This window comes from Bacillus sp. C30 (assembly GCF_040838255.1).
In the GTDB taxonomy this organism is placed as follows: domain Bacteria; phylum Bacillota; class Bacilli; order Bacillales; family Bacillaceae_G; genus Bacillus_A; species Bacillus_A mycoides.
This window is the reverse complement of sequence record NZ_JBFPJH010000109.1, coordinates 1-10765: the sequence shown is the minus strand read 5'-3', so window position 1 is coordinate 10765 and position 10765 is coordinate 1. Positions and strand designations below refer to the sequence as shown.

13 protein-coding genes are annotated in these 10765 nt (G+C 35.5%); 2 read left to right on the top strand and 11 right to left on the bottom strand.

Translation table 11 applies throughout. The features are described 5' to 3' along the window. The 9 genes from AB3X49_RS12445 to gcvT form a co-directional block, all read right to left on the bottom strand. On the bottom strand, positions 1–651 hold a 651-nt coding region (locus tag AB3X49_RS12445), incomplete at its 3' end, for an ABC-2 transporter permease (protein ID WP_367962369.1). Positions 652–665: 14 nt separating this feature from the next. Then, positions 666–1334 carry an ABC-2 transporter permease gene (locus AB3X49_RS12440; protein ID WP_367962366.1) on the bottom strand — a complete coding sequence of 223 codons (669 nt, stop codon included), beginning with the start codon at positions 1332–1334 and terminating at the stop codon, positions 666–668. After that, positions 1315–2187: an ABC transporter ATP-binding protein gene (locus AB3X49_RS12435; protein WP_367962363.1), complete on the bottom strand. Its 873-nt coding sequence runs from the start codon at positions 2185–2187 to the stop codon at positions 1315–1317. The genes AB3X49_RS12440 and AB3X49_RS12435 overlap by 20 nt, the downstream gene beginning before the upstream one ends. A gap of 3 nt (positions 2188–2190) precedes the next feature. After that, positions 2191–2565 (bottom strand): GntR family transcriptional regulator, encoded by a 375-nt coding sequence (locus AB3X49_RS12430; protein WP_002015024.1) that lies wholly within the window; start codon positions 2563–2565, stop codon positions 2191–2193. Positions 2566–2681: 116 nt separating this feature from the next. Continuing rightward, positions 2682–2873 carry a hypothetical protein gene (locus AB3X49_RS12425; RefSeq protein ID WP_002088608.1) on the bottom strand — a complete coding sequence of 64 codons (192 nt, stop codon included), beginning with the start codon at positions 2871–2873 and terminating at the stop codon, positions 2682–2684. 70 nt (positions 2874–2943) lie between these two features. Next, positions 2944–3168, bottom strand: coding sequence for a DUF3929 domain-containing protein (locus AB3X49_RS12420; protein ID WP_000542263.1), 225 nt, complete (start codon positions 3166–3168; stop codon positions 2944–2946). Between the two features lie 261 nt (positions 3169–3429). After that, positions 3430–4905 carry an aminomethyl-transferring glycine dehydrogenase subunit 2 gene (gcvPB, locus tag AB3X49_RS12415; RefSeq protein ID WP_002122485.1) on the bottom strand — a complete coding sequence of 492 codons (1476 nt, stop codon included), beginning with the start codon at positions 4903–4905 and terminating at the stop codon, positions 3430–3432. Further along, the gene (gene gcvPA / locus AB3X49_RS12410) at positions 4902–6245 is read right to left on the bottom strand and encodes an aminomethyl-transferring glycine dehydrogenase subunit 1 (RefSeq protein ID WP_002143124.1); all 1344 of its coding nucleotides are present in this window, start codon (positions 6243–6245) and stop codon (positions 4902–4904) included. Before gcvPA ends, gcvPB begins: the two co-directional genes overlap by 4 nt. A 20-nt stretch (positions 6246–6265) precedes the next feature. Further along, positions 6266–7366 carry a glycine cleavage system aminomethyltransferase GcvT gene (gcvT, locus tag AB3X49_RS12405; RefSeq protein ID WP_002034013.1) on the bottom strand — a complete coding sequence of 367 codons (1101 nt, stop codon included), beginning with the start codon at positions 7364–7366 and terminating at the stop codon, positions 6266–6268. 390 nt (positions 7367–7756) lie between these two features. Here gcvT and AB3X49_RS12400 point away from each other — a divergent pair, with 390 nt between their 5' ends. Beyond that, on the top strand, positions 7757–9439 hold the full coding sequence (locus tag AB3X49_RS12400; RefSeq protein ID WP_002015016.1) for a DEAD/DEAH box helicase: 1683 nt from the start codon (positions 7757–7759) through the stop codon (positions 9437–9439). Continuing rightward, on the top strand, positions 9426–10220 hold the full coding sequence (locus tag AB3X49_RS12395) for a YqhG family protein (RefSeq protein ID WP_367962356.1): 795 nt from the start codon (positions 9426–9428) through the stop codon (positions 10218–10220). The genes AB3X49_RS12400 and AB3X49_RS12395 overlap by 14 nt, the downstream gene beginning before the upstream one ends. Positions 10221–10269: 49 nt before the next feature. Here AB3X49_RS12395 and AB3X49_RS12390 read toward each other — a convergent pair whose 3' ends face one another. Both AB3X49_RS12390 and AB3X49_RS12385 read right to left on the bottom strand, forming a co-directional pair. Next, positions 10270–10401, bottom strand: coding sequence for a hypothetical protein (locus AB3X49_RS12390; RefSeq protein ID WP_002088613.1), 132 nt, complete (start codon positions 10399–10401; stop codon positions 10270–10272). 98 nt (positions 10402–10499) lie between these two features. Next, positions 10500–10727 (bottom strand): hypothetical protein, encoded by a 228-nt coding sequence (locus AB3X49_RS12385; RefSeq protein WP_000032698.1) that lies wholly within the window; start codon positions 10725–10727, stop codon positions 10500–10502. Positions 10728–10765: the final 38 nt, after the last annotated feature.

The following is a 10765-nucleotide window of genomic DNA, read 5'->3' as shown; positions in this document are numbered from 1 at the left end:
ATATAAAAGAGAATAGGATAGAGTATGTACCAAATTAAAAATTTCCATTGAGAGAAACATTGATATAACTATACTTACTAACACTCCGATGCCAAGCATACCCATTGCTAGTGTAGCATCTTCAGATTGAAGTACTTTTAACATAATTATTTTATCACCAAAAACATTGCACATAAGGCCAATCATACCCGTTAAAGGCAAAACCATAATAACATTCAAAACAGAAGTAGCTTTATATCCTCCAACGTAATTAGCAGGTATCGTTACAACACAATAGATCAAAGTTGCTACTATTGCTGAAAATATTGCATATCCAGGAATAGCTATGTCTCTGTTCAATAAAATATTTCCTAATATTACGACTATAAAAGTTGTACTCAAACCAGCCATAATAAATAATGAGCTTGAAATATATTTAGCTATAACTATCTCTTTTCTCGTTATAGGCAAACTCACTAATACTTTTTCTGCTTTACTTTTCTCGTCATAATAAAAAGAAATATATATAATCGTACTACATGTTATAAATAATCCTATTGCAATCCCCATTGGTTGGACGGGATTCCTAAAAACAGAGAAAATGGGTATTAAAAAATATAAAGGAAACATCTTCTTATGTAAGAAAAACTCCTTCAAAATCAACTGTTGCATATGAATTCTCCTCTCTACAAATCACGTGCTCCATAAATTTTAATTGTAAGAAACATAGAAGCGATATACATACTAACTAATGTAATGAATCCAATTATAAATACACCAATATGCATTGGATTCATAATCCACTCAATGAATGAAGGTGCTGTTTCATTCAGCCCATCACTAATAAATATCCAAAGGATTCCCCCCACTCCTATTGATGCTGCTGATACTATACTTCTTACTACCTTCGATTTTGTACCATAATAACTAGGGAAAAACGTGACAACCAAAAATACGGCGTAAACAACTCCATTTATTACTTCATACCATGAAATTTCAATGTATAGATTAGGATGATATGCACCGATATCACCAATGACCACAATACCTCTTATAAGAAAAACAACTAGCATAGTAGAGATCATGCCACCTACAATGAATATTGCACTGGAAATATATCTAGCAATAATGATATCCTTTCGACTTACCGGTAAACTATTTATAATAATGTCACTTTTATTCCTTTCATCCATAAAGATTAACGTCATAACGGAGGAAAGAGTTATAAATAGACAACTCATCGGAACTAACAATTCACCACTTGGATCTAACATAAATAACACAAGGGGCACAATAAGATTCACTAACCAAGTTACCCGAAAAAAGAACAAATCTTTATATATGAGCTGACGCATAAGCACCTCTCCCTTTCGCGGTGTAAACGATAATATCATCTAATGTAGGCTTTTCTATTACAACCTCATTTCCAAACCAATCGATAATTGCTTGTTTATCCTTCGCTAAACCTTCGAAACCAAATTTATTTTTTCGTAATCCAACAAATAGCTCTTTTCCTTCTCGATCTAATAAATCATTGTTTCCCTTTACGATTACGTAGTTCTCCATTAATTCATCTTTCTCACCAGTAAATATAATTTCTCCATCATTGATGAACGTAATGTAATCTGCGATGCGTTCTAAGTCTGTCGTAATGTGTGTGGAAAATAAGACAGACACTTCATCTTCCATTACAATTTCTTGCAGCATATCAAGTAATTCACTTCGAACAACTGGATCTAATCCTGCTGTCGGTTCATCCATAATGATAAACTCCGCGTGATGTGAAAGTGCAATGGCAATTGCAAATTTCATTTTCATCCCTTTTGAGAGTTCTTTAATTTTTTTATACTTCGGAACTTGTAATCTGTGCATATACGATTTGTATTGCTCTTCGTCCCACTTTTTATATAATGGTGCAATAATCCGTTTCATTTGCTCACACGTTAAATCTTCGTAATAATGATTTTCATCATATACAAAACCAATATTTTGTTTTATTTCCTTTTCGGCTTTCTTATTGTCCTTGCCAAAAACTTTTATATCGCCGCTATCTTTTCTAATTAAATTCATAATCATTTTGATTGTCGTACTTTTCCCGGCTCCATTTGGTCCAACAAATCCCATAATATATCCTCGTGGTAATGTAAAACTTACATTTTTCACTGCAAAATCTTGATAACTTTTACAAACGTTTTTTAGCTCTAACATCCCTTATTCCCCCTCATATAAACACGCAATCATCTGCTGTAAATCTTCAAGTGAAAGCTGCAACGCTTTACTTTCATTTACAACCTCTTCCACTTTACTTTCCAATAAACGAAGCCTTTGTTCTTTTAGTAGTTCATTATTTTTACGTGAAACATAAGTCCCTTTCCCAGCAACAGTTTCTATATATCCTTCTTTTTCAAGCTCCTCGTACGCACGCTTCGTTGTAATTACACTAATCTGTAATTCCTTCGCTAAGCTACGAATAGACGGTAATTGGTCTCCACCCTTTAAACCACCATTTAAAATAAGCTGGCTTAATTGTTTTCTTATTTGTACATAAATAGGGTCTTGGGAAGAATTCGAAATAATAATATTCATGTTTTCCTCCAGTGTGTATATACTGTATATACCTTATATACACAGTATATACACATCATCCTATTTTTGGCAAGAAAAAAAGACCAACATTTTCCTGTTGGTCTTTCGTATATGTATCACTTTTCAAAGCGATCTAACATTTCGTCTCTCATTCCGAAACTAACAACCGCAATTCCTACATACATAAAAAGAAGGAATGCTGGATGAACTGTATTGTACCAGCTGCTATCAACAATTAAATAAATCGTTAACGCCACAACAAGAACAAACGCTAAAATAAACATATAAAAGTGTCGTGTATTACCCATGATAAACTCCTCTCTTCTCTCTTCACCATTCAACAGTATATTGTATCGAATAATTCGATATGACTCAAGGTTAACTTTCTGTTATGTAATCAAGTTCTACCTTTACAATGTCCTCACACGCTATTGAAATGATTGTTCCTTGTTTATCAATCGCTGTCACTTCTCTATTATCCATTACACGGTGCGCTACTCTTTCTAACACTTTCCCTTGGTCTCGGTAACAAAATTCTTTTACATCTTTAATTGTTTCTCCATTTTCTAAATGGTATACCATTCTATAACATCGATATCCCATGCTTCCACCCCCGTCTTGCTCGTTTTTTCACATATACATAAAAATGAGTAATTTCTACCTCATCACATCTTCTTAATTTCAATAAAATTCTAACAAAAATAAATACTTTTATCAAACCGACTTTTTCAACAAAATCGCCTATAAAACCGCATCTTTACAGCAATATGAAACAAAAAATATAAATTTTCAACATTTTTTCATTCTAGCCACACCAATTTTGCAAAAAAAGAACCCGCATGTAGCGAGTTCTTTTTTTTCCAATCACACTTGTACAGGTGCTAGCTTTTCATAACGTAAAACTGGTTTACGAGCAGCCAATGTTTCATCTAAACGTTTTATTACTGTTGTATGTGGTGCTTCTTGTACAACTTCTGGATTTTCTTCTACCTCTTTAGCAATTTGAATCATCTTATCAATGAAACCATCTAATGTTTCTTTTGATTCTGTTTCTGTTGGCTCAATCATAATACATTCTTCCACATTTAATGGGAAGTAAATTGTTGGTGGATGGTAACCGAAATCAAGCAGACGTTTTGCAATATCTAATGTACGTACACCAAGTTTCTTTTGACGACGACCTGATAATACAAATTCATGCTTGCAATGTCTATCGAACGGAAGATCATAGAATGGTGCTAATCTTCTCATCATATAGTTCGCATTTAATACAGCATACTCAGTTACTGCACGCAAGCCATCTGGGCCCATAGAACGAATATATGTGTATGCACGAACGTTAATTCCGAAGTTACCATAGAATGGTTTCACACGCCCAATTGCTTCTGGACGATCATAGTTGAAGTGATAGCCATTTTCTGTTTTCTCTAAAATCGGTTTTGGTAAGTACGGAATTAAATCAGCTTTCACACCTACTGGACCAGAACCTGGGCCACCGCCGCCATGCGGACCTGTAAATGTTTTATGAAGATTTAAATGCACAACGTCAAATCCCATATCTCCTGGGCGTGCTTGGCTTAATACCGCATTTAAGTTTGCACCATCATAGTATAATTTACCGCCTGCGTTATGGACGATTTCTGCCATTTCTAAAATATTTTCTTCGAATAGGCCTAATGTATTTGGATTTGTTAACATAAGTGCTGCTGTTTCTTCGTTTACAACACGTTTTAAATCATCTAAGTCAACAAGACCATGTTCATTTGATTTCACCGTAATTGTTTCAAAACCAGCTACTGTTGCAGACGCCGGGTTTGTTCCGTGAGCAGAGTCAGGAACAATTACTTTCGTACGGTTAAAGTCACCGTTCGCTTCATGATATGCACGAATCAACATTAATCCTGTCCATTCTCCGTGTGCACCAGCTGCTGGTTGTAACGTAACAGTATCCATACCTGTAATTTCAATTAAATGTTCTTGTAAGTCATACATTAATTCCATTGCACCTTGCACTGTTTTTTCATCTTGAAGTGGATGAATATTTGCAAAGCCTGCGAAACGAGCTACGTTTTCATTAATTTTCGGATTATATTTCATCGTACAAGACCCAAGTGGATAGAATCCAGAATCCACACCGTGGTTACGGTTTGAAAGCGCTGTGTAATGGCGCATAATATCAAGTTCAGATACTTCTGGAAGCTCTGCATCTTCTACTCGAATATAATCACTCTCAAACACATCTTCTAATTTTACTTCTTCTACATCTAATTTGGGTAAGCTATATCCTACGCGTCCTTCTTTAGTCACTTCAAAAATAAGTGCTTGGTCTTGGTTCTTCATTGGATAGCCCCCATTTCGTTTACAAGTGTGTCAATTTCCTCTTTTGTACGAAGCTCTGTTACCGCTACAAGCATATGGTCTTCATGCTCTTTATAATCACGGCCTAGGTCGTAACCACCGATAATATTCTTTTGTATTAATACATCATTTATTTCTTTAACTGGACGTTTACAATCTACAACAAATTCATTAAAGAATGGTCCAGCGAACGTTACTGTGAAACCTTTCGCTTCAAATTGACGTTTTGCATATTGTGCTTTAGAAATGTTTTGACGTGCCATTTCTTTTACACCTTGTTTGCCAAGTGCCGTCATTGCAACAGAAGCTGCTAATGCATTTAACGCTTGGTTTGAACAAATGTTAGACGTCGCTTTATCACGACGAATATGCTGTTCACGTGCTTGTAACGTTAATACAAATCCACGTTTACCATCTGAATCTACAGTTTGTCCGACAAGACGTCCTGGAATTTTACGCATAAATGCTTTCGTTGTTGCAAAGTAACCACAGTGCGGTCCACCAAACTGCGTTGGGATACCGAATGGTTGTGCATCACCGATTACAACATCAGCACCGAATTTTCCTGGCGGTGTTAATGCGCCTAATGATAATGGATTTGAAGAAACGATAAATAATGATTTTTGTTGATGAACGATTTTTTCGATATCAGCTAACTTTTCCACTTGTCCGAAGAAGTTTGGATATTGAACGATTACACAAGCAACTGTATCATCTACTTCACTTTGTAATACTTCTAAATCTGTTACACCGTTTTTATGATCAATTTCAACAACTTCAAGATTTTGACCTTTTGCATATGTTTCAAGTACCGCTCTTGATTCTGGATGAACTGCCGCTGAAACAAGAATTTTCTTTTTGCGAGTATGACCAGCTGCTAGCATTGCCGCCTCAGCTAAAGCTGTACCTCCGTCATACATAGAAGAGTTTGCTACATCCATTCCTGTTAATTCACAAATCATTGTTTGGAATTCAAAAATTGCTTGTAGTTCCCCTTGTGAAATTTCTGGTTGGTATGGTGTGTAAGCTGTATAAAACTCTGAACGAGAAATAACATGATCAACAATTACTGGAGCGTAATGATCGTATACACCTGCTCCTAAGAAAGAAGCATATTCTTTTAAATTAGCATTTTTACTAGCCATTTGAGATAACTCTTTTAACAGCTCTGGCTCTGATTTTGCTTCTTTAATTTTTAAATCCCCTTTAAAACGAACACTCTCTGGAATATCAGAGAATAATTCGTCGATCGTTTGAACGCCGATCGTTTGTAACATTTCTTTTTTGTCTTCTTCTGTCATTGGAAGATAACGATGCAACATGAAATCTACCCCTCTCCCCGTTACTTTGAACGTTTATAAAATGGTGTTGGAACAACTACTGCTTTGACGCGTTTATTACGAATTTCAATTTCTACTTCTGTATCAACTGCTGCGTATTTTACATCAATTAGTGCTAAACCAATGCTTTTCTTTAACGTTGGAGATTGTGTACCACTCGTTACTTCCCCGATTTTTTCTTCTCCTATAAATACAGGGTAATGCGTACGAGGAATACCGCGTTCGATTACTTCGATGCCGACTAATTTACGAGATGCACCGTTTTCTTTTTGCTCTTTTAACGTTTCTTTTCCAAAGAAATCTGCTTCTTTATTTGGTTTTACCGCAAAGCCAATTCCCGCTTCAATCGGTGTAATATCTTTTGATAACTCTTGTCCGTATAACGGAAGTGTTGCTTCGAAGCGAAGTGTATCACGAGCACCTAAGCCACATGGTTTTAAGCCCTCTTCTGCTCCCACTTCAAGAAGTTTCTCCCAAAGTTTTGCTGCATCTTCACTCTTACAGTAAATTTCGAATCCATCTTCACCTGTGTAACCTGTACGAGATACAAGTGCAGGAATTCCATCTACAAGAATATTATTTTTAAATTTAAAGAACTTAATTTCTTTCAAATCTTCTGACACAACTTTTTGTAAAATGCCTTCTGCTTTTGGTCCTTGAATTGCAAGCTGCGCAACTTCACTAGAAACATTGACTACTTTCGCATCGCCAATTACATGGCTAGCTAACCATTCGTAATCTTTCTCGATATTTGATGCATTGATTACTAATAAATAGTCTTCTTCACCACGTTTGTAGATTAATAAATCATCTACTGTGCCACCATTTTCATAGCACATAGCTGTATATTGTGCGCCCCCTACCTTTAAGGTAGATACGTCATTTGTAACAACACGTTGTAAAAATGCTAAACTATCTACACCTTTTACCTCTACTTCTCCCATATGAGATACATCGAACAAACCTGCTCCTGTACGTACAGCTTCATGTTCCTCTTTAATGCTTGAAAATTGAACTGGTAATTCCCAACCACCGAAGTCGACTGTTTTCCCACCATACTTCGCGTATACATCAAATAACGGTGTACGTTGTAATGTAATCATGCTCTTTCCCCCTTATGCTCTGACAAATCAATAAAAGTTGCTTCCCATATCTAAACATTTTCATTCTGAAAAGATAGGATATACGGAATCTCACTATTTTTTTTTATGAAAGCGTAAATAAAAAAGTGCTTTCTTGGATAAAATACGAAAGATTCCACACATTTCACACCATTATCCTAACATCATTCGCTATATTTCATCAATATTCTAGCATAAAAAATAATTTAGAATTTTTTATTCTTAATCCTATTAAATACAACTTTTAAGATTTAGACCTTTATCGTTGTCTATTCTTTAACTTTTAGTAATTGTGATAGCGCCTTATTACAAGGCTTATAATAAAGATTTTTTTAATAATCACTTTAGTTTATAAAAGGTGGGAGAGTCTTAATGAATGTCGATATTTCCGTAGATCGAACGTGGCAAAATAATTTTTTAAAAAGAATTGATGAAGATGGTCCTTGGACAAATTGGGATTTATATCATTTAGCTTATAAAACAGAGAAATCGTTACTCGTCCCTACTTTTGATGGATTGCAAGCACCGAAACATTTATCACATTTCACGCCGCTTCCACATCAATTAGAGGTCGCTCAAAATGTCATTGAACAAATGAATGGTAAAGCGATTCTAGCAGATGAAGTTGGACTTGGAAAAACGATTGAAGCTGGACTTATTTTGAAAGAATATATGGTTCGAGGACTTGTAAAAAAGGTACTCATTCTCGTTCCAGCTTCTCTCGTATCTCAGTGGGCGTATGAACTAAACACAAAATTTTTTATTCCTGCGGTCGCTCAAAAGAAAAGTTATTCTTGGGAACAAGCTGATGTCATCGTTTCATCAATCGATACTGCGAAACGTTCACCGCATCGCGATATCGTTTTAAACCTAGAGTATGACCTTATTATTATCGATGAAGCACATAAACTAAAAAATAATAAAACAAAAAACTATGAATTTGCACAGCGATTAAAAAAGAAGTTTTGTTTATTACTAACTGCAACTCCTGTTCAAAATAAAATCGATGAAATCTTCAACCTCGTTTCTTTATTAAAACCAGGTCATTTAGGCAATCAATCTAATTTTGAAGAATATTACGCTTCCAAAAATCGTTCCACTGAATCCGATGAAGATTTAAAAGCTCTTATCAATAAAGTAATGGTTCGAAATAGACGCAATAACACTGGCATTGATTGGCCGAAGAGGCATGTACGAACAATCTTCGTTGAATTCAATGAAGAAGAACAAGCTTTGTATAATGAAATTGAAAATTGGCGTGGACAAGATGCCGTCACATCTGCTTTCTCATCCTTAACTTTAAAACGGGAAGCATGTAGTAGTCGTGAAGCTGTTTACTATTCATTAAAAAAACATGTAGAAAAAAGACAGAAAGAAAATGAGCACTACATAAAGGACCCACATATTGATGTGCTGATGGACAAAATTAATCATATTCCGTTCAACTCCAAAGCAAATAAAGCACTAGAGCTTATAAAAGAAGTTGACGATAAAGTCATTATCTTCACTGAATATAGAGCTTCACAAATGTATCTACAATGGTTCTTACAACAACATGGCATTTCCTCTGTTCCATTTCGCGGTGGATTTAAGCGCGGGAAGAAAGATTGGATGAAGGAGCTTTTCCAAAATCATGCCCAAGTATTAATTGCGACCGAAGCTGGTGGTGAAGGAATTAACTTACAATTTTGTAGCCATATGATTAATTACGACTTACCGTGGAATCCAATGCGACTCGAGCAAAGGATTGGACGTATTCACCGTCTTGGACAAAAAAATGATGTTCATATTTATAACTTAGCAACAAAGCACACTGTTGAAGAGCACATTTTAAAACTACTATATGAAAAAATTAATTTATTTGAACGTGTAATCGGTGAACTCGATGAAATTTTAACGAGAATCAACATGAAAAATATTGATGCGCATATTCAAGAAATTTTCGCGCAGTCAAAAAGCGAAGGTGAAATTCGAATCAAGATGGAAAATTTAACATCTATTATCGATTTTGCGAAGCGCAATGAAGCAGAGGTGCAGGACTATGCAGCAAAATGAAATTCATAATTACTTATATAATTTTTTTGAGGCGAATAACTGCGAAATTTTAGAACGTTCCCCTCACCTATTAGACGTGCAGTTAACAATTGAAATGGATAAATTATTAATGAACCGCCCTTTCTATTGGCACTATCTTGAAAAAACAGGAGGCGTTCCGAACCCGATGCGCCTTACTCTTATTACAAATCCAGAAAACGAAGAAAACGACGGTGAACTTATTCATTACGGTTCACCCCGTTTGCATCAAATATTTGAAACAACAAAAGAACTAGGTTCATACATACGTTTATATGAGGAAGTGAAACATAGCGGGGCAACTCATACCCCCCTTCATCCTTGGCTTGGTGTAAATATAAAAGTATCTTATCAATGCGACCGAAAAAAAGACATACTTCATTCCATCGGTATTCATCTTATGTCCGGGACAATGATTGCAAACTTTCATGACACTTTAGCAGAGATCAAACTCACACCGAAAATACCTGACTTTTGTTTTACCCTCTCACCTATCATTAAGCCACAAAGTGGCTTACAACGTATAGAGGATGCTTTAAAAAGTATAATCGCTGAAGATGACCACACGTGGGCAAAAGAAGCGAGAGTGCGTTGGAATCACGATTTAGACCTTTTAAATCGATTTTACGAAGATAGCGATGAACTTCCAGAAAGCTATGAAATTGAAAAGCAAGCATTACAAGAACAATACGAACCACGCATTACAATACAAATTATAAACGGTGGTCTCTTTTATGTTACCGCAAATCATTTTCTATCTTAAAGAAAGCTCCTTCAGATTGAAGGAGCTTCTTTTAAGATATGTTCCCAGCCTATTCTCTATCTTCATTACGCTCTTGCTGTTTTTTCTCTGTCATACGTTTCTGATATGCACGATCCTTTGCACTTACATGGTTTGCATCAGTTGGAAGATTCTCTTTTGAACGACCAATTCCATTACTCATCTTTTTCGCCTCCTTTTTGCATGTTTCAAAATGCATCTTTATTTTCAGCTAGAGGCACAATCCTTATACAAAAAAATAAGAGCAGCCAGTAGCTGCTCTTACTCATTCACGTATTTTTGAAACATATCATGAATGCCTTGATTTACGAGGTTCGAGATCTGTTCGTCAGATTTATTCGGATAACGATCACGTAATCTGATAGATGCCTTCACCATTAAATTTTCTAATACAGAACGGCCACCTTCTCCATAAATAATTTCAGCATACTTAACCAGTCTTCCATCCTCTAATGTTGCTGGATTATGATTGAAGAAAAATTTACTCATTGTCTCCACCTCTCTTTTGATAACGTTTACATTTATAT

Coding starts and splice junctions, on each gene's coding strand:
- gcvT (WP_002034013.1), bottom strand. CDS start 7,366: ATGATTACATTACAACGTACACCGTTATTTGATGTATACGCGAAGTAT.
- AB3X49_RS12440 (WP_367962366.1), bottom strand. CDS start 1,334: ATGCGTCAGCTCATATATAAAGATTTGTTCTTTTTTCGGGTAACTTGG.
- AB3X49_RS12385 (WP_000032698.1), bottom strand. CDS start 10,727: ATGAGTAAATTTTTCTTCAATCATAATCCAGCAACATTAGAGGATGGA.
- AB3X49_RS12430 (WP_002015024.1), bottom strand. CDS start 2,565: ATGAATATTATTATTTCGAATTCTTCCCAAGACCCTATTTATGTACAA.
- gcvPB (WP_002122485.1), bottom strand. CDS start 4,905: ATGAAGAACCAAGACCAAGCACTTATTTTTGAAGTGACTAAAGAAGGA.
- gcvPA (WP_002143124.1), bottom strand. CDS start 6,245: ATGTTGCATCGTTATCTTCCAATGACAGAAGAAGACAAAAAAGAAATG.
- AB3X49_RS12400 (WP_002015016.1), top strand. CDS start 7,757: ATGAATGTCGATATTTCCGTAGATCGAACGTGGCAAAATAATTTTTTA.
- AB3X49_RS12425 (WP_002088608.1), bottom strand. CDS start 2,873: ATGGGTAATACACGACACTTTTATATGTTTATTTTAGCGTTTGTTCTT.
- AB3X49_RS12390 (WP_002088613.1), bottom strand. CDS start 10,401: ATGAGTAATGGAATTGGTCGTTCAAAAGAGAATCTTCCAACTGATGCA.
- AB3X49_RS12420 (WP_000542263.1), bottom strand. CDS start 3,168: ATGGGATATCGATGTTATAGAATGGTATACCATTTAGAAAATGGAGAA.
- AB3X49_RS12435 (WP_367962363.1), bottom strand. CDS start 2,187: ATGTTAGAGCTAAAAAACGTTTGTAAAAGTTATCAAGATTTTGCAGTG.
- AB3X49_RS12395 (WP_367962356.1), top strand. CDS start 9,426: ATGCAGCAAAATGAAATTCATAATTACTTATATAATTTTTTTGAGGCG.